This is a genomic window from Synechococcus sp. WH 7805 (assembly GCF_000153285.1).
Classification (GTDB): Bacteria; Cyanobacteriota; Cyanobacteriia; order PCC-6307; family Cyanobiaceae; genus Synechococcus_C.
The window spans coordinates 2,496,202-2,520,625 of the sequence record NZ_CH724168.1 but is presented as its reverse complement, the minus strand read 5'-3'; the positions used below and the strand labels follow the sequence as shown (position 1 = coordinate 2,520,625).

Genomic DNA, 24,424 nt, shown 5'->3' with positions numbered 1-24,424 from the left:
GCTGGGCATCAGCGCGTGATCTTCACCGGGGTGCCCACATCAACAAGTTCATAGAGCTTTTGCACATGGGCGTTGAGCATGCGCACGCACCCATTGGAGACTGCTGCGCGGATCTTCACCCAATGGGGCCAGGGAGTTCCATGAATCCCGAATTGGTTGGGCCCCTGCCGAAGAAAACCAATCCAGCGATGGCCCAGGGGGCTGGAGGGTCCAGTCACAGGATGAACACGACCTGACTTGGTACTTTCGTACTGAGGATTCACGCGCTTGTTCTCAACCTGAAACACGCCGGTCGGCGTGGGAGTCCTTGGGTCTCCGATGGCCACAGGCCAGGGCCCAATGCGATGACCATTGCGGATCACGCTGATGCGCCGCTGTCTCAGATCGAGATGAATATGCGTATCCTCAACGGCCGGAGCAGATGCCATCGAGGCCGAACCGGGAGCAGCGCCGCAAAGGAACACTGCGGTGACAGCGGTAGCGCAGCAGACTCCCCGCCCAAAACAAAGACGTTTCACCTCGAGACACCCAAGACTTACTGGTCTCAAGCTATTTATTGGCCAGAGCAAAAACCGTCCACCATCGGAGGACTTTCTGAAGAAACTGCACAGCGGGTCAGCACAACAACGGCGTCATCCAGGGCATGAGTGCTAAATCGGAGCACCGCAACGCGACCCATGCCCCAGCAGCTTCAGTGGACGGAAACGGAAGCACGCCTCTTTCTGCAGGCGATCAAAACAGTGGGAACGGCGGGAGGCGTGCTTTCACTAGAGCCGATCACGCTGGAAATGATGGAGGCCATTCAGCGCCATGTTCTGCATTCCTCAGTGGATCTCGAATCCCTAGAGATTCGCCATCCTCCTGATTACCCCGCGCTCATTGCGGATCGAAGCAAGCGGGAACAGCTGATTCAGATCCTCGTGCTCATTCCCTATGTGGACATGAAAGTGGATGCACGCATGGTGGGCGTAGTGGACGATTTCGCATCATTCCTCGAGATCGCGCCCCAAACTCTGCGAGACCTGCACCAGGTGAGGGACAACCATCTCAGGCGCTTGCTTCTCGACTACGGGCGCAGAAGCATGGCTGAATTTTTAGGTCTCGACAGCCCCTCTCGCTTCGTTCGTGGTGTGATCACGGCCGTCCATCAGGCCATCGGAGATGCGTCCGTTGCCAGCCGATATGCCACTCTCGACACCTTCGCTGAGGGAACCCTCGGCCATACGTTTTTTCACTGGTACCGCGACCGCGGCTGGGCTCTGCCAGGAGAGCACAAAAGCACCTCAGAGCTTCTGGTGAATCACGACTGCTGCCACATCCTTGGAGGATTCAACACAGACAGCCCTGGAGAGATGAATGTGGCGGCCTTTCAGGCAGGTCTGTTCACCGATGGCTTCGGATTTGAATCCCTGCTGGAGGTGATTCTCGACTTTCACCTCGGCAAGGCTTTCAGCACAAGCAACAGCATCATCCCACCAGAAACTGGTCAATTCATTCCTGATGCAGCCATGGCTGGATATGAAAAAGGCTTGGCCTGCTCCGTGAACCTCATTCAAGACCTTGATTTCTGGGCGGTCGCTGATCAACCCGTTGTGGATCTGAGGGTGAAGTACAACATCCCAGCAACGGACGCCCCCTTACTGCTCAAACCCTAAGCAATATCAAACAATAAAAATGCCGCTCACCATCAAGCGAGCGGCATCAAGGATGCAGTAGATCTGAGACGCCTCAGACCATCGCATCGATTCAGTCAACGAGCTTGGGATCGATCTCCGTCATATACCTAGCCTCACAGGTCTTGATGATTTCAACGGCTTTCTCAGTGCCGAAGAAACCATTCACTGTGCAGGTTCCTGGCTTCTTGAGATCCTTGTAGTGCTCCCAGTAATAGGTCGTTTCCTTCTTCCAGTGGTCACCAAGATCCTCAAAGCTCTTGATGTGATCCATGCGCTTGTCGTCAGCCAGCACAGCAATCACTTTGTCATCAACTTCACCGCCATCATCGAACGTCATGATGCCGATGATGCGGGCCTCAACAATTGATCCAGGGATCAGGGGTTCGGTGACGTTGACGATTTCAATATCCAGCGGATCGCCGTCCTCATCCCAGGTACGAGGAATGCAGCCATAGGCGAAGGGATAGGCCAGCGAGGAATAACCGACACGATCAAGCTTCAGATGGCCTGTTTCCGTGATCAACTCATATTTGTTGATCGTGTTGGAATTGAGCTCAACGATCGTGTTCAGACGCAGCTCAGACTCATCAGCGAACGCCGGAAGCACGTGCAGCAGGTTGGGCATGCTGCGACTGGGAGCTTGGTCGAGATTGGCCATGGGAAGAGGCATTCGGCGCAACAATCTTACGAGCCCCCCTGCAGATCCCCTGGGGTAGTCCTGGCAACATCTACATGACAACGACCTATTTCATGCCTTGATTGACAAGAATGAATCATTCTCATTGACGCCAATGCGTTTCACCAACAACTGAGCATGGCCTCAATAGGTCGCTGCAGACATGGCAATCAAACGATCGATGTCGACAACTAGATACTTCAGAGAAGAAAGCGGTTGTCAAAAGACAAAAATAAAACTGATTCGCTCAATCAGCGAGTAAAATTATCAATTTTTTCTTCAAGATATTTCAAGAAAGGCTCTGCAGATAAAGGCCTGCCACTTACCTTCTCCACCAACTGCGCAGCGTTCAGAGCCCGACCAATTGGATGCACATGCTGCCGCAACCAATTCAACATCACATCGATACTTCCGTCCCGGATATGGACCTCCGGCTCTCCGATCGAGGCTTCCATCGCTTCACTCAACTGAGCACTGATCAGATGGCCAAGGAGATAAGAAGGGAAATATCCGAACAAGCCCTCACTCCAGTGCACATCCTGCAAGCACCCCTGCGCATCATTGATTGGTGTCACACCCAGAAGCTCTTGATAACGCTTGTTCCATTGGTCCGGCAGATCTTCAACCGGCAGACCCTGTTCAAGCAAAGCTAGCTCGAGATCCATGCGGATCAGAATATGCAATCCGTAGCTGAGCTCATCAGCTTCCACGCGATTACAACCGGGTGCCATGGGATTCATCTCCCGCCAAAAATCATGCGCTGAATCCAACGGTGCCCCTTCAGCTGCAAAACGTTGCCACCAATGTTCTGCAAACGGCAAACTTCGTGCCACCCTATTTTCCCAGAACAGGGACTGGCTTTCATGCACAGCCATGGATGTGGCTTGCCCAAGAGGCCAGGCAAACCATTGATGGCTGATATCAGGAAGCCCCTGTTCATATAAAGAGTGTCCCCATTCATGGGCCGTCGCCAGAAAACAGGAGAGCGGCTGACCAGGCACCACGCGCGTTGTGATGCGGTAATCAGAGGGTCCAAGTGTGATGGAAAAAGGATGTGGCGACTCAGCAACACAGGTGATTGCTTCGTTGCGTCCCCAGTCCTGAAGCAGCTGACTCCTGAGGTTCTGTTGAACGGCCACCGGCAAATCCCAGCTGAGGGATCCAGGACGTGGTCCACCCTTGATCCGACCGAGCAATTCAGGCAGACGTTTCCTCAGGGGTGCAAAAAGCTCCTGCAGGCTCTTCAGGGTGAGATCCGGTTCAAAAGGTTGTGCCAGGGTTTCCCAGCAGCCTCGAGGTTCTTGTAGTTGACGGGCCTGCTCTTGGCGCAGAGCAATCATGTTCCGCAGCGCCGGAGCGAACATCTCGAAATCGTCAGCTCGCCTGGCTTTTTGCCAAAGGTCATACCCCTCAGATTTTGCAGTCGCCAATGCGCTGACAAGATCAGGGTCTAATGCCTGCTGGCGAGACAACTCCTGTTCAAGAAGATCAAGATTGCGACTTTGTGCTGCAGATTGCTCGTCAAGGCCACTTTGCTGACGCCACTCGTCTCTCGCCTCCTTAATCAGATCTGAGTAGCACTGCGAACTTTGGCGGGAGTGCAGCTGACGGGCCAGCAGGGCGAGCTGCTCACCTCGCCAACGCGCTCCTCCCTCCGGCATGCGGGTGTTTTGATCCCAATAGAGCGTGCTTTGAATCGAACCCAACAGCTGAGTTTCCTTGAGATAGCGGCCTAGTCGCACCCAAGCCGTTGCACTGCTCACGTCGTTGTCGTCCAAGATCCGGTATCAGCATGACAAACCGATTGAGTCAACGAAAAGCACAACCCAACCAGAACCGGAAGAGTGGTCGATACTGGCCGCATTCAGACCAACATCTCAGTGATGCGTCAGCAGACCATTCAATGGATTCTGATCCCCGCCTCCCTTGCCTTGGTTGGACTCCTGATCGGGTTCATCGCTTTGATACGTTGCGAATCCCAACTTCAATTCCTTCCTGGTCGGTCGGACGATCCTGCTTGCATTGAGGGAGTTCCTTGAAGAACTCTCAGGAGACTCTCATCAATAGACAAAAATAATCTTAGAAAATAAAAACAATCGTCGAGCAAGCGAGCGAATCTTGACTATTATCATTCGCAAAAGTTATTCCAAAACAGACATTACATTCAATACTCAGCTTGAAGCTGATTTGGCCGCAGGAGTACGGGGAGGCCGTAAAGCCAAGCTGATTGCACGAAGCTGGGTCGCCATCAATCAAAAACAATTAACTCTTCAGGAATACGATTACCTGAGATTTCGAGCCAAGTGGATGAGTCGAACGATCTATGACATCAATCAGCGTTACGGAACATTAATCAATACCATCGATTTGCCAATCGAAGACAACGACTCTTAGTCCCTGCGGCAATAACCACCGCCTACGGATGACCATCCACGTGAGCAAGGCTTATCCATCGTTGGCCTAAGGGTGTAAGTCATCAGCCCCAAGGCACTGCAGCTTCCCTGTCCAGTATTGACGTAACCCGTAGGGCATTGAGCGGTCAGTTTCTTCACAACCCTCTGAGCCTGGGCGCGATCAATGCCAACAAGATTCAAGACGACAACAACTCCGGTCAGGATTCGCAATGAGCCCATGCTTCTACGGCGTTCAGCCAAAGGATAGGAAGCACGCTGAGTGCTGCGTTAGTCACATCTTGATTGCATTCGATGCTGGCGCGATCACAGTGGAATTCAATCGCTCTCGCAGTCCATGGCAGAACGTCTCAGAAGAGAGGAGCTCGATGCACTCAGCTCCTCTCTTCTCCACTGGCAAGTGGAAGGTGATCGACTGAAGAGGGAGTGGCGATTCAAAGATTTCAGCGAAGCGTTCGCCTTCATGACGCGGGTGGCGCTCCTGGCTGAGACGATGCAGCACCACCCCAACTGGAGCAACGTCTACAACCGGGTGTCGATCGAACTCACGACGCACGATCTTGGCGGGCTCAGTGATCTGGATGTTCAGCTGGCCCGATGCATCGACGGCCTCAGCTAACAGCTGCCACGATGGAGTGACGTGCAGAAACCTCTGAATGACAGGCACAGCTCAGTCGGCCAGCACCGTGCCAGTAACCATCCTCACAGGCTTTCTCGGAGCTGGGAAAACCACGCTGCTCAATCACATCCTCAGCAATCAGGACGGCCTCAAGACAGCCGTGCTGGTGAATGAATTCGGTGAAATCGGGATCGATAACGATCTTGTGGTGAGCACCAGCGACGACATCGTGGAGCTCAGCAACGGCTGCATCTGCTGCTCGATCAATGGCGAGCTGCTTGAAACCGTTGATCGCATCCTCGAACAATCCAGAGATTTGGATTATTTGGTGGTGGAAACCACCGGGCTGGCCGACCCCCTGCCCGTTGCCATGACATTCCTAGGCAGTGAACTGCGAGATCAGACGCGCCTTGATTCGATCATCACCCTGATTGATGCGGAGAATTTCAGCGAGGAGATTCTCGCCAGCGAAGTGGGGCGCTCCCAGGTGATCTATGGAGACATCCTTCTCCTCAACAAAACCGACCTAGTCGACGCAGCGCGCCTCGAAGCCATTGAAAGCAGGCTGAGGGAAGTGAAGACCGATGCGCGGATTCTGCGCTCAGAGAAGGGGGAGGTTCCCCTGCCGCTCCTCCTGAGCGTTGGCCTGTTCGAATCGGATCGCGTTGTGAGCGCGGCTGAGGATCACGACCATGGGCACAGCCACACTCACGACCATGACCATGGGCACGACCATGGGCACGGGCACAGCCATGATCATGGCCACAATCACGAGCATGAATCCGCTGATCACCTCGCGATCGAAGGCTTCACCTCCCTGTCCTTCCGCAGTGATGGGCCCTTTGGCTTGCGCAAGTTCCAGAATTTTCTTGACAATCAGCTTCCTGAAAGTGTGTTCAGGGCCAAGGGAATTCTTTGGTTCAACGAAAGTGAGCGCCGGCACGTCTTCCACCTAGCTGGCAAGCGCTTTTCCATCGACGACAGCGACTGGCCTGGCGAGCGCAAAAACCAGCTGGTTTTAATCGGTCGTGATCTCGACCACGACACCCTGCGTCAGCAACTCCAGGCCTGCGTGGCCAAGCATGCCGGTCAAGGATTCGCGTGATTTCACCACTTATTGCCAATGTGATTAGGCTGACAACCAACGTGGAGAAGGAACGATGGAACTTCTTGCAGCGGGCAGCCTGCTCATTGCTCTAGGGCTTGCCTTCTGGCTTCTCCTTGATTCCGACGATGACAACGGCGGAGGCGGCTTGATGGAACCCACCCTTGTTCCGATTCCTGTGCGGCGCACAGACCGCTGATCAGCAGTCAAGAGCTCTCATTGCCCCCGCAGCGATCGGGGGTTTTTTTATGGATGAGCACGGCCCGAACCAAGGCGGCAAAAAGCAAACCTCCCTTATTGAGTACGATTCTCAAATTCAATTAATTGCTCATCCATGCGCAAGCTTCAATTGGTCTGGAACCGCGGCCGAAGATTCGGCCTTTCACTCCTTCTGGCGTCAACAGCTCTCCTGGCCGCCTGCAGCCAAAAGGATCAGCAGCCTGAAATCGGGGTGTATTCCGGCCGCCACTACAACACTGACCAAAAGCTCTACGACCGCTTCACCGCCAAAACAGGCATCAAAGTCAAGCTGCTGGAGGCCAAGGATGATGCCCTGATTCAGCGGCTGCGAACCGAAGGCGACACCTCACCGGCCGACGTGCTCATTCTTGCCGACGCCGCACGTCTGGACCAGGCAGCCGATCTTGATCTCTTTCAACCTGTGCGTTCAAAGCAACTAGATGCTGCGGTCCCCGCAGAGCTGCGCGATCCCAAGCAGCGATGGTTCGGACTCACCCGCAGGCTGCGCACCCCCATGATCAACACCGCATCGGTGCAACCCGAAGAGGTTGATCAATACCAGAAGCTGGCTGCTCCGGCCTTGAAAGGTCGCCTCTGCCTGCGCAATCGCCGCAGCGTGTACAACCAGTCGCTGGTGGCCTTCATGCTCGACCGGGAAGGAGAAGAAGCAACCGCCCAGTGGATCCGCGGCATGGTCGACAATCTCGCCCAACCGGTCTTCAGCAGTGACACCCCAATGATTCGGGCCGTGGCCCAGAACAAGTGCGGCGTGGCGCTCGCCAACAGCTACTACCTCGGACGTCTGCAGGCTGGCGACAAAGGGGAAACTGACCGCAAGCTCAGTGAAGCGGTGACCGTGGTTTGGCCCGAACCGGTTCACGTCAACATCACCGGCGGCGGTGTGACCCGTTCAAGTCGCAATCCCGAAGCCGCTGCTCGCTTCCTGGCTTTCCTGGTCTCTAGCGAAAACCAGGGGGGCTATGCCGCGGCCAACCACGAGTACCCCATCAAGGGCATGGGAGTGGATCCAGTCCTCAAAGCCTGGGGCTCCTTCCGCCAAGCTGATGTGTCTGCCGCTCGCCTCGGTGAACTGAATGGCAAGGCTGTGGAACTGATGAGTGCCAACGGTTGGCAATGATCAACGCGTGAAGAGCATCAGTCCCTCCATTCCCTGTCCCCTGCCCCAGTGCACAAGCCCACGGGGCAGTCGATGGGTTCCAGGCCGGCGCTTGCTGGTGGCCGGTGCCCTGCTGGTTGCAATCCTGGCGCTGCTGCCGGTGCTCGGACTTGTGGGGGAAGGCCTGCAGGGGCTGAGAAACGGCAACGCCAGCCTCGGCTCAGACGGTGTCAGCCAGCTGCGCGGAACCCTCGTGCTTCTTCTGGGGACTGGCTTCGCAGGAGGTCTGCTCGGAACCGTGAATGGTTGGCTTCTGGCGAACTGCCGGTTCCCTGGTCGCCGCTGGCTGCGGATCGCCCAATTGCTGCCCCTGGCCAGTCCCTCTTATTTGCTGGCCGCCACGCTGGTGGATCTGGGAAGCCTTCATGGCCTGCGCATCCATGGCTTGAGCTGGGGGGTGGCCGTGATGGCCCTCAGCACCTACCCCTATGTGTTCCTGCTGAGCACCGAAAGCTTCACCATTTGCGGACGTCGACAACTCGAGGCCTGTCGATGCCTCGGTGTCGGCCCCTGGAACAGCTTCCGCCGCATTGCACTGCCGATGGCCCTGCCGGCCATCGGGGCCGGCGTTGCCCTGATGGGGATGGAAGTGGTGAACGACTACGGGGCCGTTCAGCTGTTAGGGATTCCCAGTCTTTCAGCTGGCATCCTTCAGGCCTGGCAAATGGACGGCAATCCCGCGGGGGCCGTGGGGCTGGCACTGATCACCCTTTGCATCGTGATGCTTCTGGTGTTCGGAGAACGGCGCTTGCGCCGGCGCAGCCGCCGTTGGGCAGAGGGCGTGGCCGGCGGTGAATCCCCCGCCTGGCACCTGGAGGGACTCCGAGCCGTGCTGGCTCAGGTGCTAGGGGGCATCCATCCGCTGCTGAGCCTTGGGATTCCATTGATCTGGGCGTGCCACAACCTTGGGCAACTAGCCGCCGGCTGGCAACCGGAACTGCTGCTGCTCACGGCGCGCAGCCTCACCCTTGGCCTCACAGCCGCAGTGCTCACGGGCCTAGCGGCCTTACTGCTCGCCATCGCCAAGCGCTGGAGTCGCTCCCGATGGCTGGGGAGCGTGACCTTCCTCGCCGGAATGGGCTATGCCATTCCAGGTGCCGTTCTTGCCCTGGCGCTGCTGTTGCTGGGCGGCCCCTGGCAACTCTCCCCGATCCTCCTGCTGCTTTGGGGATACAGCGATCGCTTCCTGGCCGTAGGCAAAGGGGGGCTGGACGCCGCCCTGGAGAGGCTCTCTCCAACCCTGGACGAAGCGGCAACGGGCCTCGGACTGCGCTGGCCCGCCGTGCTCCGCCGCGTGCATCTACCCCTGCTGCGTGGACCGCTGCTGGTGGGAAGCCTCCTGGTCTTTGTCGACACCGTGAAGGAACTCCCCCTCACCCTGGCGGTGCGTCCGTTCGACTTCGACACACTCTCCATCCGAGTGTTTCAGTACGCCAGTGACGAACGCCTCGCCGCCGCCCTCTGGCCAGCCCTCATGATCCTCACCCTGGGATTGCTGGCTGCAACAGCGTTGATTCCCAAGCTCAGTCGAGAAACAGATCAGCCCTCCAGCAGCGGCTGACCGTTGCGTCGCTGCACCGCCACCACGCCAGGGCGAGGGGGGCGGCCGGGTGCCTGGGCCGGCCAGTTCGAGCCCATCGCGACCGTGCGCAACTGTTCGATCACCCCTCCATCACGGTCACGCAACGTGTGCACTTGCATTTCCTGGTCCCTGGGCCCCCGGGCACCGTGGACTTCACCAGGGTGCTGAATGGCCAGAAACAGGGCCCTCTCCTGGTCATCCAGGCTGAGTCCGCAAAGCTCACACTCCATCGGCCCGGTCGCAAAGCAGGCGGCCCATTCGGCCTCGCTATCGCCGGTTCGGGGCACAAACCAGCAGCTGTTGTTGCCGAACTGATCGCTGGCCGAGGATTTGGCCGAACGGTCGGTCACGATCCAGAGATTGCCTTGGCCATCGAGCGCCAGGTTGTCGGGATTGGTAAAACCCAGACCGCCAGTCCAGGGTTCTCCGCCGGTGGCCGCCATGCGCCAACGGAATGCGCCACCACTGGCCTCGCCGCTGCGGGCCGGATCATCCGATAGACGCATCACCCAGCCATGGCCCCAGATCGCTTCCCCATTGGGCCCGCGGAAGATGGCGGGGTCCGGACCACCGGTGGTGCTGGGATAGCCCGAAGTGAAGGCGACCAGTAGGTCTCCCGTTAACGGATCGATCTCCGTGTCTTCAGGGCGGGCGGTGGGAGTTCCACCTGCCGCTCGGGCCGCCAGGTGGGCATCCACCAGGATGGCTCCTTGTAGGAGTTCTCCTTCCCCCGAATAAAGACTGCCCAGCGTCGGGAAGCGCTTCGCGTAGGCCTGCACCGCGGCGTCCTCGCGAAAGAACTCCGCACCGGCACGCCGGCGATCGGAATGGGGAAGCTCCACTGGGCAACGCAGGCCCGCCTGCGTGAAGCGGCTGGGCAGGAACGGCCGCACTGGTGAATCTGCTACGCAGGGGGAGCCATTCACCGGTTCCATCCACATGGAAGCGGGCCACCTGCAGCTCACCGTTCTCGAGCAACCGCGAGTTACCTGGATCGCGAGGGATTGTCACAGGCTCGGCGCTGACATAACGGTAGAGATGGCCGCCCCGGCGATCACAGCCGGAGTAAACCCGCAGCGGAGCACCCGCTTCAGCGCGAAGCGCCACTGCCTCGTGGCGGAAACGCCCCAGCGCCGTGTGCTTGCGCACTGGCGTTTCGGGGGCTGCCGGGTCGATCTCCACCATCCAGCCGTACTTGTTGCCAGCCAGGCCATACACATTGCCCAGTCCCCCCAGCCGGGTCTGCCGGCAGACGAAGGGACGTTCGGAGGGAGACACCGCGCTGCCATCGGCGAACACCGGCTCCGGCACCTGGGATTGAAAGTTCTCCTCCGCACTGAGCACCGTGCCCCAGGGCGTGGTAACGCCTGCGCAGTTGGCAAAGGTACCGATCACCTGATCACCGAGGCCATCGTCGTAGCCCATCCGCTCGGAGCGGCGAAACACCGCGGCCGCAGGCCCGGTGCTTTGCAAGCGCTGGGAGGGATCAGTCCAGCCAGCCAAACCATCCACCCGACGCTCCACAGGATCGCTGCGGCGTGCCCACTGGCCATCGCCATTCCGGCTGATGGCGATCACCCCCAGCCCGAGATCCGCCATGGCTTCATCGCTGACGGAGCGAATCAAAGCCAGCAAACGCTCATTGCCCTGCAACGCAGTGCAATCGATCACCCCGTCGCGGGAGGCGAGAGCTGCGACCAGTTGCTGCCAGGGCAGTGGGCGGCCGACCACCTCGCGGAAGCCCTCGGTCCAGGGCAAGGCACTGATGTACTCAAAATTCACCGTGAGCAGAGCATCGTCCGATCCGCGGGACACAAAGCCGAGATAGTCGTTGTTGAAGCCGAAGCGCCCCTGGGGCATCGGATCTCCCCAGGCCGCGATCAGATCGGCGCGATACCCCTCGGGAACCACCAAGCGGTCCTCCACCGCAATGCGCCTATACACCTGCTGCTGCTGCGCAGCCGTCAGGCCATCACTGTCCACCGGCAGTGGAGTCGGCACCGGCTTGAAAGGCCATTCAGACGAAACAGGCACCCCTGAATCAGCAGCCGCAGCGGTCTGGCCCCGGGGCCGGGATCCCACCAGCACAAGCACGACCCGGCCGTCATCGAGTTGGGGCCCCCAGGCCATCCCTTCCCAGTTATCGGCAGGCAAGCCGGCCTCCAGCAGATCCCAGCCTTGGGAGGGGACCAAGGGCGGCGCTTCCTCCAGAGGGGACGTGGGCAGGGGCAGCACTTGCAGCTGCGCAGTCCAACGCTGGGGCGGCACATAACTGCGCAGAAGAGCCAGCAAAGCCGGTGGAGCATCCAAGGCCAGAAGCTCCGTAAGGCCCAGTGAGCGGGATGCCGCGGCCCCCGCAGGGCCGAGCGTGATCCGCCCCAAGTTGCGCGGCGGCTCACCGGTTGCCTGAACCGCCAGTGGCACCAGATCTTGGTCCGCCAGAGGGCTGTCCTGCACCAGGGGAGCTTCGGCGGCCAGAACCAGATCACCGGCCGGTGTGCGCGTGAGCGATTCAGGACCTTTGTTGGCCCTCAATCCCTGCCCAGGCCACTCCTGCCAGGGTGCGGGAAGCGAGCGCTCCTCCAGAAGACGACCGTTGCGCAAGGAATGACGCTGCAGCCTCGCGCGCCGCTCCTGGGTGCGGCGGCCTTCACTGACGATCCAGGCCTCGTCTCCGGCGAGCACCAGGCCTTCACCATCAAACCCTTCAGGCAGCAGTTCACCCGCACCGTCCCTGAGCAGTAAGCGGGGGCCGGCTCGCAGAGCACCTCTGCCAGTCACCTTTGCCCGCAAACCGCTGAACGGCACCAGATGCCCTCGGGGGGCATCACTCAGAAGCCAGAGCCGATCATCATCCTGGTCATAGGCCGCCGCTGAGAAGCCCCCCATCGGCTGTCCATCAGAGCCCGTACGCGGCAGGGGAATCGTGCGCACCAGCTCCCAACCAGCAGCGAGTGGACAGGGCAACACCTGAGCGGCCGTGGGCGGTGTCTCCATCTCAGAGGCTCTCCATATCCAGGCCCTTGGCTTCGATGCGAGACAGCCAAGTGATCACTGCACCCAGCCAAGACGTGTTTGCCACCAGACACACCATGGATCGGTTAGGCCTTTGAGGCCAGCCAACGCGCCGACAGAGCCCTATCCGCCCCCACGCCCCCGGCAGCCAAGACATCCGCCAAGGTGACCACCAGGCGGTAACTCAACGCCACAGCCAAAAGCGGCGCCTCAGGAACCGACTGCCCCAGCCTCAGCAGAAGCACCGCCTCAAAGACACCCAAGCCTCCTGGGGCTGCCGGCACCACCAATCCGGCCGTCCAGGCCAGGGCGAAGGCCGCCAGCCAAGCGGTGATCGACAGCACCTGATTGAGGCCAAACACCTGCAGGCAGGCCCAAAATCCTGAGAAACGGCAGGCCACAAACAGCAGCTCAGCCAGCAAGGGGCTCCATGGGTAGCCATCACGGCCGCTTCCGTACTGCTCGGGTTCAGTCAAAACACCTGACGAATCGTCCTGCACCCGGTTGAGCTGGCGCAGCCGCTGACGCTCGAGGCGACGCAGAAGCGGCTCCCGCCAGCGAGGCAGGAGAAGCAGGGCCGGCAGAGGAGCGAGCAGCGCGAGTCCGCCCTGAAAGCCCCCGAAGGGCACCCAGAGCAGTGCGGCGACAGCCATCAGCATGGGCTCCAGCAACACGGAAACCAGAGCCGGGCCCGTGCCGATGGAGGGGGCTAATGCCCTCACGCGCTTCACGAAATGCCAGATCCCACCGGGGAGGTACTTGAGAAGATTGCTGCTGAGATAGAGCGGCAACAAAGGGGTCTGGCCAGTGCCATGGCCCAGCCAGAGAACAAGGACTCTCCAACTGACAGCATTCACGACCAAGCTGAGCCAACTCAGCCCGATGGCCAGCATCAGCCACCACCAGCCCAGGGCCGAAATCGTGAGGCTGCGCAAGCCCGCAGCATGCCCTTTGAGCGCCCAGGCGACGAAGGAAAGGGTCAGCAGCGTCACCCACAGCTTCAGGCCACCGGGCAGGTAGACAGGCCATTGCAAGCGGCGCAGCTTCAGCATCGCCAGTCCTCCCACGGCTCGAACCCCTCACCATCCAGCCGCAGCTGGCTGAGCAGACGGGAAGGTGTCAGTCCACACTTGTCGGCCAGCTGCTGCAGAGCATCACGTTCCGGCTTGACCTCAAGTTGTCCATCCGGACGCCGGGCCTGCTTGGCAGCCAGGTGCCCCCAGGACGTGGAGAGCATTCCCCTGCGCCGGGGAAGCACCCAGCGCCCCTGGTGCCGTTCCCTTAGCCCCAAAGTTGGACTCTCTCGCCACCAGATCCGCCTCAGCGCGTCAGCATGGTCTGCTCGCACCAGGGCGGTCACGGCCGTACCAGCCCGGCCTTTCTTCATCTGAATGGGTGCACAGGCAACATCCTGGGCCCCACCGCTACGAAGCTGCTCAACCAACCAGGCAATGGCTTCAGCTGAGGCATCGTCAATCCAGGCCTCCTGCACCACCAGCTCCTGCCACTGGGGTTGATCAGAAGCAGAACACTGAGCGGGCTGCACCTGGATTAGACGCAACAGGTTGGGACGATCAAGTTGGCGATGCCCCAGTCCGATCCCTGTAGCGACCGGTTGAAGAACCGATGGCCAGCCAAATCCATCAGCCTGCAGGGCCATGAGTGCCAATCCTGTGGGTGTGGTGAGTTCGGCCTCAGGCCACCCCATGCCGCCGAGCAGGGTCAGCCCATGCCGCCTGGCCAACTCCAGAACCGCAGGAACGGGAACGGGCAACACGCCATGGGCCGTGGTCACCGTGCCCCGACCTGCTGGTGGGGGCTGGCAAAGCAAGGAACTGACCTGCAGATGCTCCAGGGCAGCGCAAACCCCCACCACATCGACAAGACTGTCGATGGCTCCTACTTCGTGGAAATGAACCGCCTCGGGGTCGGTGCCATGCACCGCTGCCTCAGCCTCAGCAAGGGCTTCAAACACCGAAAGGATCCGCTGGCGCAACGGCGCAGACAGGGGGGAGGCGCTGATGCGATCACGCAGCTCACGCCAGTGCCGATGGGGCGGCTCGTCTTCCGTACTCTCAACGACAAGCCTTAAGCCACGCAGACCGCCGCTGGACGCCTCCTCAACGCTGAGGGCGTAGGCATGAGCGAACCCAAGCTGGCGCAAGGGCTCATGGATCACCTCCTCGGGAACACCGAGATCCAAACAAGCCGCCAGAAGCATGTCTCCGGCGAGACCGGTGGGACAGTCAACAAACAGGGAGGTCATGCCGCCTCCGGTTCCAGGCCCTCCAGCAGCCGTTCGGCCACAGCCTCAAGATCATCGCGGTGATGGCGAAGAAATTGTTCCACCTCTCGCCGTGCCCGGCGTTGCTCCCGTTGTGCTGTCTCCACATCCTGACCAGACAGACCCCAGATCCGCCCGAGCAAAGCCCGGTCGTCCTCGCCGCCCCGCGCTGCTCCCTCGAGCAATACTTCAGCCACAATGCCGGCCTGCAGCACTCGACTCCAGCGGCGAAGCTCCTCAAGGGGCAGACGTGCTTGATCAGGAAGCGTGAACTCGGTCGCCCCGTTGCAGCGCAAACCGGCTTCAAGACAGGCCCGCGTTCCAACCAGCACGCGCTTCACACCCAGCTGCTCGTCGCGGGCCACGAGCCAGTGACCGGCTTCATGGCGTGCCACCCGGCGCAACCGGGCTTTCCCCCCCGGCAGAGCTTCGGCCACTAGGTGCCCGCCCATCCCTTCGAGCTGGGAGGCATCCACCGTGAGTCCCAACAATCCACCACCGATGAGAAGGGCGATCCAAGCCGGAGACACCCCGACAAGGGGCCCAAACACAGCCAAAGCTGTGCAGCCAGCGACGGCAAGACCCGCAGTGGTGGATGAAACAGGCGACGACGCCATCAGCTACTGACCGGTCGCGTGCTGGAGGCACCACGACGGGCTGCACCACCTCGCCCCTTGCCGCCGCGTGTTGGCATCGGAGCAATCACTTCTGAAGATTCGATCTGAAGCAACTGGCCCTGTCGGCGCACATCAAGGCTGACGAAATGCCGCAGATGCTCCAGAGCAAGCTGACCTTTCAGCTGAAGCTTGAAAGGAAGAGGCCGAAAGCCATCGGCGCGGGGTTGCTGACGCACCTTCACCACCACATCCGCCGTCTCGGCCTTGGTGTAGACAAGCTCCCCTCGGATGGAAAAGTAGTCATCACCTTCAGGCAACGAGTCTTCGGCGGGAGCACTTCCTTCAAGGTCATCCGAGCGAGACAGCGTGCTGGGTTCCCAAATCCCGGCAATTTGAAGATGCAGATGCTCCTGTTCTCGGCAGCGGGGATACACAACCCACAGATGGGGCTGACTCATATCCAAATGACGGCGCATCAACGTGAGCATCCGTCCCAGCACCACACACTCCAAGGCCTGGCCATCGGAATCAATCAGCTGTCCGCGCGTGGACTTCTCATCAGAGTCCGCACGGAACTCTCCGCGCACGACACCGATGGCCCTGTACTGAAGCGGCTCAGTCACCGCGGGAATAGGATGGTCGCGCATCGGTATTAAGGGCATTCACTAGCCCGCGGGGACTCTAGCCAGCGCGAGGGATTCCCCTCAGACTGTTGCTTGATCTCGAATGTCCTTGGCACGGTTCCGCCGCCAACCCATCCGGCCCTCCCATCTGCTGATGATTGGGATCGGCCTAAGCCTGTTACTTGGATGGGTCGTAGTCGACGAAGAGTTTCAGCCGAGACGGAGTCTCCGTCATGATGAGCCCAAGGCCACCTCATCTCCCTCCAGCCTGACTCTGATCCAGGAGCAGGTGGCGTTCAATCCGCGTGACTGGCGATGGTCGGTACTGCTGGCAAGAGCCCAGCTCAGCCAGGGGGATCGTCAAGCTGCGGCAATCACTTTGAAACGCCTCCAGACGCTTCATCCCAACCGTCTGGAGGTGATCTCACTCAACAGCCTTCTGTCCCTTGAGACGGGTTCCGTTCAACCGGCTCTCGATCAGGTGAGCCAACTCTTCCAACAGTCCGCTCCGAAACAGCGTCTGGAATTGGGCTTGCTCCTTGCAGATCTTCAGCGGCAAGACGGGGACGTCAAAGCAGCCACTTCAACCTATGAACGGTTGATCAAAGACGACCCAAGCCGAGTTGGGCCACTTCTAGCCTTGGCCTTATTGAATCGAGATCAAGGAAAGGGCGATCAGGCTTTAGCCCTGTTAAACCAAGCTGAACGATTGGGAGACGGTGAACGTCTTAATACGAACAATCTCTCGTCCATCACACTGAACTGGGCACTTGAGGCGGCGCGCAACAACGAGAGCACCCCAAGTCCGATGATCAGGGAAGAGTCCCAGCAGCGGGATCTGGCTGCTCGAGAGCCCTGAGTGCAGCATCGATCGCATCAGAAGGAGCGGTGGCGTCGTTGAGGGATGTGGCCTGACGCAGACGCTGCATAAGCTCCATCGGATTGGTGGCATCCAGCACCGATCCTTTATCGCTATCCCCCTGAATCGTGTTGAAAATGTCTCGGTCGCTGTTCATTTCAAAACCAGAGCTGGACTCCGAGAGGGAGGTCTGAGCGACTCCTGGCTGGGGAGCTGCCAGCAGCGCGGACCATGCCACCGCCAGTGCTCCGAACTTCAACAGAGAGGGCATGGATCGACTCCGCTAAGGACGTCGATGCTAAGGGTCATTGGCCGTCGTTAACAGATTCTGTGCAGATCGCCAGCTGGAACGTCAACTCAGTGCGGACTCGTCTGGGACATGTTCTCAGCTGGTTGGATCGGCACACCATCGATGTGCTCGCGCTTCAGGAAACCAAGGTCGACAATCCTCTTTTTCCCTTGGAACCATTCCGGGAGAGGGGATACGACGTCAGCATCCACGGTCAGAAGTCTTACAACGGCGTCGCTCTGATCAGTCGGCAGCCATTAGAGGATGTGCGCCTTGGCTTGACTGGAGAATTACCTGGTGACGCAGACGCTGAAGCGCTCGGTGCTCAAAAGCGCGTGATCAGTGCTCTGGTGGATGGCGTCAGGGTAGTGAATCTCTACGTACCGAATGGTTCCAGCCTGCGTTCAGAGAAGTACAGCTACAAACTGAACTGGTTGGGCTGCCTGGAACGCTATCTACGGTCAGCGGAAGCCAGGGATGAACCACTCTGCGTGGTGGGTGACTTCAACATCGGACCGGAAGCGAGAGATCTCCACGACCCGGATCGACTGACTGGAGGAATCATGGCCTCAGAAGCAGAGCGGGAGGCTCTCCATCAAGTGCTGGGTTCCAATCTGGGCGACGCCTTTCGCCTGTTTGAGCCAGGAAGTGGACACTGGAGTTGGTGGGATTACCGCAGTGGAGCTTGGAACCGCGACAGCGGTTGGCGGATCGATCACATCTATCTGAGCAGAGATCTGCAGGAACTGGCCAGAAGCTGCAGCATCGACAAACAGGAACGGGGCAGAGAGCAACCGAGCGACCATGCCCCTGTGATGGTTGATCTGGCCTGGGATCTTGAAGAGGATGAAGAGGCGGAGGAAAGCTGTTAAAAAACAACGGCCTCGTTCGGTAACCGACGGCCGGAGCTCTGCAACGCAACGAAACGCCGCTGCGATTCGCCACAGCTCTTCGGAGTCGGAAAGATCTTGCCTGGATTGGCCAGACCATCAGGATCAAAGGCCAAGCGCAGTCGTTTCATTGTTGCGAGATCATCCTCACTGAACATGCGATCAAGGAAACAACGCTTGTCGCTGCCCACGCCATGTTCCCCGCTGATGCTTCCCCCTGCCTCAAGACAAAGCTCCATGATGGCTGCACCCAGGGTCTTGACCTTCTCGTTCACACCAGGGTCAGAGGCCCGATAAAGGATGAGCGGGTGGAGGTTGCCATCACCGGCGTGAAACACATTGGCCACCACAAGGCCATGATCAGTGCTGAGGCGATCAATGGCAGCCAGAACGGATGGGAGGGCCGTTCGCGGAACGACGCCATCCTGCAGGTAGTAGCTGGGGCACTGACGCCCCAGAGCCGAGATCGCACTTTTTCGGCCCCTCCAGAGCCTCGCCCGTTCGGTCTCATCCCAAGCCTCCCGAACCCGTCCCGCTCCCGCTTCGCGGCAAAGGCATCTGGCCAGCTCCACTGCCTCCTTCACTTCAAGAGCCTGGCCATCCAGCTCAATCAAGAGAACAGCTCCAGCGTTCGGGGGGTATTCCTCCTCGGCGAAGGCAGCATTGACAGCTTCGATGCAGGTGTGGTCCATGATCTCCAGACCGGCAGGCAGTACTCCAGCTGATGTGATGCGTCTTACGGCCTCACCAGCTGCCTCCATAGAGGGGAAGTCAGCAAGGAGCACAGCAACCTCCTGAGGGGCTGGCAATAAACGCAACGTGATTTCCGTCGCGATGCCAAGCGTGCCTTCGCTGCCGATGAACGCTCCGCGCAGATCGATGGCGCAGGTCTCTGAGAGGTCCCGTCCCAGTTGCATCACCTGGCCATCAGGCAACACAACCTGCATCGACAACACGTGATTGCTCGTGACTCCATATTTGAGGCAGTGAACGCCACCAGAGTTCTCAGCAACATTCCCACCGATGCTGCAGACCACCTGGCTGGAAGGATCAGGCGCGTAATAGAAGCCATCGCCTGCGACGGCACGGGTCACCCAGCTGTTGATGACACCGGGTTCCACGGTGATGGTCTGATTGCTGAGATCCACGTCGAGGATCCTGCGCATTCGGCTGGTCACGATCAAGAGCGCGTCCTCCTCCACCAGAGCCCCCCCAGAGAGCCCAGTCCCGCTTCCCCTGGCGACAAAGGGGATGGAATACCGATGACAGGCGGCCACGATCGCCGCAACCTCTTCAGTGCTTCTGGGAAGAACGGCGAGAGGCGGCGCATGGCGATCCATGGTGAGCCCGTCGCAGTCGTAAACGAGAAGTTCCTCTCGGCGCGAAACCACAGCCTTAGGACTGAGAAAACGCTTCAGATCTCGCTCAAGTGCTGCCCAGTCGTGAACCACTCCCGGTTTGCAAGACGCCCTTAACCTAGTCAGCAACACAGTCAAACTCTGTCTTCCGACACAGTTCCGGCGATTCGGGCCATTCTTGGGGCAGGATGTGGCACGGTTTGCATCGGCCCATTGGCTTCCGCCCCCGTGACTGCACCCACTCTCAACACCACCCGCTCACAGGAGTTGTTCAGTGCCGCGCAGGCTCTGATGCCCGGTGGCGTGAGCTCTCCGGTGAGGGCATTCCGGTCCGTGGGGGGGCAACCCATCGTTTTCGATCGGGTTAAGGGTCCCTATGCATGGGATGTGGATGGGAATAAATACATCGATTACATCGGCAGCTGGGGGCCTGCCATCTGCGGCCATGCCCATCCCGAAGTGATCAGTGCCCTGCAGGAAGCCATCGAGAAGGGCACGAGCTTCGGAGCTCCCTGTGCACTCGAAAACACCCTGGCGGAGATGGTGATCGACGCTGTACCCAGCGTGGAGATGGTCCGCTTCGTGAACAGCGGCACAGAGGCCTGCATGGCAGTGCTGCGTCTGATGCGGGCCTTCACTGGTCGCGACAAGGTAATCAAGTTTGAGGGCTGTTACCACGGGCACGCGGACATGTTCCTCGTGAAGGCTGGCTCTGGAGTCGCCACCCTCGGACTCCCCGACTCCCCTGGCGTTCCCAGGAGCACCACAGCCAACACCCTCACCGCTCCTTACAACGACCTGGAAGCGGTCAAGCAGCTGTTCGCTGAAAATCCAGATGCCATTTCTGGAGTGATCCTTGAACCCATTGTGGGCAATGCCGGTTTCATCCAACCCGAACCAGGCTTTCTCGAGGGTCTGCGAGAGCTCACCAAGGAGCATGGAGCCTTGCTGGTCTTCGACGAGGTGATGACCGGATTCCGTATCAGTTACGGGGGAGCCCAGGCACATTTCGGTGTCACTCCGGACCTCACCACCATGGGCAAGGTGATCGGTGGCGGTCTGCCCGTAGGTGCCTACGGCGGACGCCGCGAGATCATGGAGATGGTGGCTCCCGCAGGTCCGATGTACCAAGCGGGCACCTTGAGCGGCAATCCTCTGGCCATGACCGCTGGCATCAAGACACTTGAACTGCTCCGTCAGCCAGGCACCTACGAAAAGCTGACCACGGCAACAGAACAACTCATCACTGGAATCAAGGAAGCTGCATCAGCCGCCGGCATGCCGATCACCGGGGGCAGCGTCAGCGCAATGTTCGGATTCTTCCTTTGTGAGGGTCCGGTGCGCAATTTCGAAGAAGCGAAAGCCACAGATGCTGAACGCTTCGGCAAGCTGCATCGGGCGATGCTCCAACGGGGTGTCTACCTGGCACCTTCCGCTTTTGAAGCCGGATTCACATCCCTGGCGCATTCCGATGGTGATATCGAAGCAACACTTCAAGCGTTCCGCGAGTCATTCGCTGACATCGCCTAACACCAGTGCCTTCCGCGATCAGGTGCATCGGCGCTGCCACGTTGTTTGTGGTGCTGGGCGCACCTCTTAAAGCGGGTCCTTTTCAGACATTGCTCGGTCTCCCGAACTGGGTTGACTTCAGCATTCAGTTCACCGCTGAGCCGATAGGTGGCATTCAAGGAGGCCTCGACCCCTCGGCCAGCAGCTGGTTTCAAAACACGGTGGTGGGACTGAGCGTAGGCAGCGGCTTTCACAAGCCAGAAACAACCTGGAAGGAACTGGATCACTGGCAGGTGAATCTCGAACTCACCAATCAAGCAGGGAACCCCAACCTCAACACGGAGCTCGGCTCAGAATTCACTCTTCAAACCTTGGTGAACCCGGTTGGCACCTGGATTACGGCCGCCAGTGTGGAACGCAATCGCGGCCAAAGTTGGTGGAGCGCATCAGCCGGCTTGCTGTCGATGGATCCAGATTTTCTGGTCACGCCGGCGATGAATGCATACATCAATTCAACCCTCAACAACACACTCAACCTTCTGGTGGTTGGCCTGCCCATCAATCCATTGGTTACCCCTGGGGTGAAAGTGGCGGCTCACTCGGAGAGCATGGGCTCATTCACCTATGGATATTTCTATCTCGATCCAGAAACATCGATCGCCTCCAGCCTGGGAGTCAACCCTGAGCAGCCACAGGTGAGGGGGAGCGTCCAGGCCATGCAGTGGAGCACCAATCCACTGAGATCACGCCAGGATCTTCTTGAACCGATTCCTCTAGGCAACAGCCGCATCACCGTTGAGCGAACCTTGCCTGCCCCGGAAGCACAACTCGGGGGCTACATCGCCTCCACTCAGCTCCCAACAAATCGAACGGGAGATGTGGGTTCAGGCCGGAATCGTGGGATTTACGGCTCGCTCACCTGGCCATTGCAACTTCCCCTAGGAATGGACAACCGACTTTGGGCCGCAGGACGCATCAGTCTCGATCCAGGGAATAATCCCTTCCCCTCCTACCTTGGAGGCGGATGGTTGTCCCAGGGAATTCTGAGCCATCGTCCGCGTGATGTTCTGGCACTTGGTGTGAGCCGAACCAGCTTCAGCCCAAACCTTTCTCCCGGAACTACGTATGAAGGTGTGATTGAGCTCAATTATTCAATTTATTTATCCGAAACAGTTCAGCTACAACCAGTCTTGCAGTGGGTGATCAACCCAGGCGGTGAAGGCAAAGTTCAAGGGATCTGGGCCGGTGGAGTTCAGCTCAATCTGAATCTATAAATCAGCGATAGTTCTCAAACTGAAGAGGAACATCAAGCTCATCCTCCTTGGACCGCAACAACTGAATCACCTGTTGCAAGTCATCTTTACTTTTGCCTGTAACACGAAGACTTTCACCCTGGATAGCCACCGTGACTTTTTTAAGCTCATCACGCACGATCTTGCTCATTTTCTTTGCCAGCTCTTGACTGAGTCCTTTCTTGAGTTGAATGACCTGCTTAACGCGGTTACCTCCAACCGCCTCAGGAGCTTGAAAATCAAAGATTTTCAAAGACAGATTGCGTTTGGTCGCCTTGGCACGGAGAACATCCTCAACAGCCTGCAAGGTCATATCACTAGCGGTTGTAATCACGACTGCTGCATCCTCAAGCTCAATATCTGTCTTGGAGTCCTTAAGGTCGTAACGCTGCCCAACATCACGGCGAACCTGATCAAGGGTATTAACCAGCTCCTGTCGATCGAAATCAGAAACCACATCAAAGGAATACGTTGCCATCGATCAGATTCTTTCTTTGCGTATTCTAGCGCTGGGGCAGCAACATTCCTCTGAATTTTTTATTCGGTATGGTTCGAAGTATTGATTGATCATGGCTTGGGTCCCATTCAGGCCTTGAGATCCTCGACAGAGATAGACACGGATCTGTGAGCCGTCGGGCTCCAATTCGTTCGAACAGGGGGGGTGCGCAGAAGCAGTGTTTTTGAAATCAAGCAAGAACGGCTAAGTGCTCATCCACGAAGAATCAGCCAGAGCGAACGGAGCGCATTGCAATCCGGTCGATTCCTATCGTCTAAGTGATTGCGCTCTTGGCCGTGAATCTGATCGACCTCCTGACTCAAGCTTCTGTGGCCCCCTACGCCTGGTCACTGGTGCTGTCTGGTGGCGTGGTGATCGTCAGCATCGTGCCCCTTGGCGCGGCCCGATCCCAGGCCGACTACACCCTGAGCGACATGAAGGCGCCACGAGCCATGTTCGAGCGTCTTCCCGCGTGGGGGCAGAGAGCCAGCTGGGCCCATCAGAACAGTTTTGAATCCTTCACCTTGCATGCACCCGCAGCACTTCTGGCGCTGTTGGCAGTCATGCAAACGGGTCCCCTGGGTGGACTGGCTATTCCAGCCGCACTGCTCCACCCCCTGCTCAGGCTCGTGTACTTACCGGCCTATGTCGCCAACGTTCCAGCGGTGAGGAGTCTTTGTTGGGCTGGAGCCTTGTTGTGCACGGGCATCTTGTACCTGGAGGGGCTGCGAGCGCTGATTGCAACGGCTTAGCGATCTCCCTGCTGGAACTGTTTCAGGGCTGCCAACAGCGATGCCGGGGACTGGGGATCCACCATCAATACACTTCCCGCTGGCGAATCCGCCATGCGCTGCCCCATCGCCATCCAATTTTCGGCAAGCATCAAACGGATCGCTTCCTCCGTTTGCGGACTCTCAGCGAGTGCTTTGGCCACAACAAGAGCTGCTTGTGATTTCGCTTCAGCAAGAACGCTCTGCTGATTGGCCTGGGCCTCCGCCTCCAGCAAAAGCGCTTCTTTCTGCGCTCGGGCATCAAGGACAAGCGCCTCAGCGCGGCCCCGTGCTTCGTTGAGCTGAGCTTCCTTCTCTCCCTCGGAACGCAGAATCGCTGCCCGTTTTTCCCGTTCAGCCGTCATCTGAGCCTCCATTGCCTGCTTTACACCAGGGGAGGGATTGATATCCCGCATTTCCACACGGGTGACCTTCACACCCCAGGGATCCGTAGCCTCATCGAGTTCCCTGAGGAGTAATTCATTCACTTCACTGCGTGTGGTGAATGTCTGATCGAGGTCAAGCTTGCCCATTTCAGCGCGGATCTGGGTCAGCACCAGATTCACCATCGCCGCCTGGAGATTGTCAACGGCGTAATAGGCCTGAGAATGTTCAAGAAGTTGCCAATACACCACCGCATCGACCTCGATTGACACGTTGTCTCGAGTGATGCAGAGCTGGGGAGGAATATCCAGCACACGCTCCTTGAGTGATTCATGGCTGACAACCTTTTCCACCACGGGAATCACAATGGAGAGGCCCGGTTGAAGCTCGCGATCGAATTTTCCAAGGCGTTCAACAAGTCTGGATCGACCTCCGCTGGTGACCTTGACGCTGCCGGTTCCTAAAATCGCCAGAAGAACAAGGGCAGGCAGACCGAAAAGCGCTTCCATAAAAATGCGTTTCTATCGAAAATAACCGCCAAAGTGAAGAAAG

At 58.7% G+C, this 24,424-nt stretch carries 25 protein-coding genes; 12 read left to right on the top strand and 13 right to left on the bottom strand.

The genetic code is table 11. The features are described 5' to 3' along the window. Window positions 1–8: 8 nt before the first annotated feature. Window positions 9–428 (bottom strand): L,D-transpeptidase, encoded by a 420-nt coding sequence (locus tag WH7805_RS12890; RefSeq protein ID WP_198005758.1) that lies wholly within the window; start codon window positions 426–428, stop codon window positions 9–11. A 249-nt stretch (window positions 429–677) separates the two neighbouring features. On the opposite strand from WH7805_RS12890, the gene WH7805_RS12885 reads away from it, so the two are divergent. Next, window positions 678–1,655, top strand: coding sequence for a hypothetical protein (locus WH7805_RS12885; RefSeq protein WP_006043575.1), 978 nt, complete (start codon window positions 678–680; stop codon window positions 1,653–1,655). A 91-nt stretch (window positions 1,656–1,746) separates the two neighbouring features. Here WH7805_RS12885 and WH7805_RS12880 read toward each other — a convergent pair whose 3' ends face one another. Both WH7805_RS12880 and WH7805_RS12875 read right to left on the bottom strand, forming a co-directional pair. Next, window positions 1,747–2,334 (bottom strand): inorganic diphosphatase, encoded by a 588-nt coding sequence (locus WH7805_RS12880; protein ID WP_006043574.1) that lies wholly within the window; start codon window positions 2,332–2,334, stop codon window positions 1,747–1,749. A gap of 269 nt (window positions 2,335–2,603) precedes the next feature. Further along, a complete protein-coding gene (locus WH7805_RS12875) occupies window positions 2,604–4,130 on the bottom strand; it encodes a carboxypeptidase M32 (RefSeq protein WP_006043573.1) in 1,527 nt (508 codons plus the stop codon). A gap of 340 nt (window positions 4,131–4,470) precedes the next feature. Here WH7805_RS12875 and WH7805_RS12865 point away from each other — a divergent pair, with 340 nt between their 5' ends. From WH7805_RS12865 to WH7805_RS12845, 6 genes are all read left to right on the top strand, one after another. After that, window positions 4,471–4,746 (top strand): hypothetical protein, encoded by a 276-nt coding sequence (locus WH7805_RS12865; protein WP_156783718.1) that lies wholly within the window; start codon window positions 4,471–4,473, stop codon window positions 4,744–4,746. A 354-nt stretch (window positions 4,747–5,100) separates the two neighbouring features. Continuing rightward, on the top strand, window positions 5,101–5,382 hold the full coding sequence (locus WH7805_RS12860; protein WP_006043569.1) for a 4a-hydroxytetrahydrobiopterin dehydratase: 282 nt from the start codon (window positions 5,101–5,103) through the stop codon (window positions 5,380–5,382). A gap of 37 nt (window positions 5,383–5,419) precedes the next feature. Beyond that, window positions 5,420–6,487, top strand: a complete 1,068-nt coding sequence (locus WH7805_RS12855) for a GTP-binding protein (protein ID WP_006043568.1) — start codon at window positions 5,420–5,422, stop codon at window positions 6,485–6,487. 55 nt (window positions 6,488–6,542) lie between these two features. Next, on the top strand, window positions 6,543–6,686 hold the full coding sequence (locus WH7805_RS14820) for a hypothetical protein (RefSeq protein ID WP_006043567.1): 144 nt from the start codon (window positions 6,543–6,545) through the stop codon (window positions 6,684–6,686). Window positions 6,687–6,821: 135 nt separating this feature from the next. After that, the gene (locus WH7805_RS12850) at window positions 6,822–7,865 is read left to right on the top strand and encodes an extracellular solute-binding protein (RefSeq protein ID WP_006043566.1); all 1,044 of its coding nucleotides are present in this window, start codon (window positions 6,822–6,824) and stop codon (window positions 7,863–7,865) included. Between the two features lie 7 nt (window positions 7,866–7,872). Next, complete coding sequence (locus WH7805_RS12845; RefSeq protein WP_369776008.1) at window positions 7,873–9,465, top strand: ABC transporter permease; 1,593 nt, start codon at window positions 7,873–7,875, stop codon at window positions 9,463–9,465. Here the strand turns inward: WH7805_RS12845 and WH7805_RS14815 are convergent. The 6 genes from WH7805_RS14815 to WH7805_RS12815 all read right to left on the bottom strand — a co-directional run bounded on the left by WH7805_RS14815 (window position 9,444) and on the right by WH7805_RS12815 (window position 16,049). Then, entirely contained in the window at window positions 9,444–10,184 is a 741-nt protein-coding gene (locus WH7805_RS14815) for a PhoX family phosphatase (RefSeq protein ID WP_006043564.1), read from the bottom strand. The two genes, WH7805_RS12845 and WH7805_RS14815, sit on opposite strands and share 22 nt — an antisense overlap. Further along, a complete protein-coding gene (locus tag WH7805_RS15050) occupies window positions 10,129–12,483 on the bottom strand; it encodes an alkaline phosphatase PhoX (protein ID WP_006043563.1) in 2,355 nt (784 codons plus the stop codon). Before WH7805_RS15050 ends, WH7805_RS14815 begins: the two co-directional genes overlap by 56 nt. A 104-nt stretch (window positions 12,484–12,587) precedes the next feature. After that, entirely contained in the window at window positions 12,588–13,553 is a 966-nt protein-coding gene (locus WH7805_RS12830) for a lysylphosphatidylglycerol synthase domain-containing protein (RefSeq protein WP_038005516.1), read from the bottom strand. Beyond that, window positions 13,547–14,767 (bottom strand): nickel pincer cofactor biosynthesis protein LarC, encoded by a 1,221-nt coding sequence (gene larC, locus WH7805_RS12825; protein ID WP_006043560.1) that lies wholly within the window; start codon window positions 14,765–14,767, stop codon window positions 13,547–13,549. Before larC ends, WH7805_RS12830 begins: the two co-directional genes overlap by 7 nt. Next, a complete protein-coding gene (locus WH7805_RS12820) occupies window positions 14,764–15,402 on the bottom strand; it encodes a hypothetical protein (protein ID WP_006043559.1) in 639 nt (212 codons plus the stop codon). Before WH7805_RS12820 ends, larC begins: the two co-directional genes overlap by 4 nt. Continuing rightward, window positions 15,402–16,049 carry a hypothetical protein gene (locus tag WH7805_RS12815; protein WP_006043558.1) on the bottom strand — a complete coding sequence of 216 codons (648 nt, stop codon included), beginning with the start codon at window positions 16,047–16,049 and terminating at the stop codon, window positions 15,402–15,404. Before WH7805_RS12815 ends, WH7805_RS12820 begins: the two co-directional genes overlap by 1 nt. Before the next feature lie 79 nt (window positions 16,050–16,128). Here WH7805_RS12815 and WH7805_RS12810 point away from each other — a divergent pair, with 79 nt between their 5' ends. Continuing rightward, window positions 16,129–16,884 (top strand): lipopolysaccharide assembly protein LapB, encoded by a 756-nt coding sequence (locus WH7805_RS12810; protein ID WP_006043557.1) that lies wholly within the window; start codon window positions 16,129–16,131, stop codon window positions 16,882–16,884. Here the strand turns inward: WH7805_RS12810 and WH7805_RS12805 are convergent. Beyond that, window positions 16,838–17,155 carry a hypothetical protein gene (locus tag WH7805_RS12805; protein ID WP_038004746.1) on the bottom strand — a complete coding sequence of 106 codons (318 nt, stop codon included), beginning with the start codon at window positions 17,153–17,155 and terminating at the stop codon, window positions 16,838–16,840. The genes WH7805_RS12810 and WH7805_RS12805 overlap by 47 nt on opposite strands. A gap of 59 nt (window positions 17,156–17,214) precedes the next feature. Here WH7805_RS12805 and xth point away from each other — a divergent pair, with 59 nt between their 5' ends. After that, on the top strand, window positions 17,215–18,045 hold the full coding sequence (gene xth / locus WH7805_RS12800) for an exodeoxyribonuclease III (protein WP_006043555.1): 831 nt from the start codon (window positions 17,215–17,217) through the stop codon (window positions 18,043–18,045). Here xth and WH7805_RS12795 read toward each other — a convergent pair. Continuing rightward, on the bottom strand, window positions 18,042–19,514 hold the full coding sequence (locus WH7805_RS12795) for an FAD-linked oxidase C-terminal domain-containing protein (RefSeq protein WP_006043554.1): 1,473 nt from the start codon (window positions 19,512–19,514) through the stop codon (window positions 18,042–18,044). The two genes, xth and WH7805_RS12795, sit on opposite strands and share 4 nt — an antisense overlap. A 135-nt stretch (window positions 19,515–19,649) precedes the next feature. Between WH7805_RS12795 and hemL the strand changes: the two genes are divergently transcribed. Together hemL and WH7805_RS12785 are read left to right on the top strand one after the other, a co-directional pair. Then, window positions 19,650–20,951, top strand: a complete 1,302-nt coding sequence (gene hemL, locus WH7805_RS12790; RefSeq protein WP_038004744.1) for a glutamate-1-semialdehyde 2,1-aminomutase — start codon at window positions 19,650–19,652, stop codon at window positions 20,949–20,951. Window positions 20,952–20,956: 5 nt separating this feature from the next. Next, complete coding sequence (locus WH7805_RS12785) at window positions 20,957–22,204, top strand: carbohydrate porin (protein ID WP_006043552.1); 1,248 nt, start codon at window positions 20,957–20,959, stop codon at window positions 22,202–22,204. A gap of 1 nt (window position 22,205) precedes the next feature. Here WH7805_RS12785 and WH7805_RS12780 read toward each other — a convergent pair whose 3' ends face one another. After that, window positions 22,206–22,700: a YajQ family cyclic di-GMP-binding protein gene (locus WH7805_RS12780; protein WP_006043551.1), complete on the bottom strand. Its 495-nt coding sequence runs from the start codon at window positions 22,698–22,700 to the stop codon at window positions 22,206–22,208. 314 nt (window positions 22,701–23,014) lie between these two features. Between WH7805_RS12780 and WH7805_RS12775 the strand changes: the two genes are divergently transcribed. After that, window positions 23,015–23,470: an MAPEG family protein gene (locus WH7805_RS12775; protein WP_038005512.1), complete on the top strand. Its 456-nt coding sequence runs from the start codon at window positions 23,015–23,017 to the stop codon at window positions 23,468–23,470. On the opposite strand, the gene WH7805_RS12770 is transcribed toward WH7805_RS12775, so the two are convergent. Continuing rightward, window positions 23,467–24,381, bottom strand: coding sequence for an SPFH domain-containing protein (locus tag WH7805_RS12770; RefSeq protein WP_006043549.1), 915 nt, complete (start codon window positions 24,379–24,381; stop codon window positions 23,467–23,469). The two genes, WH7805_RS12775 and WH7805_RS12770, sit on opposite strands and share 4 nt — an antisense overlap. Window positions 24,382–24,424 lie beyond the last annotated feature (43 nt).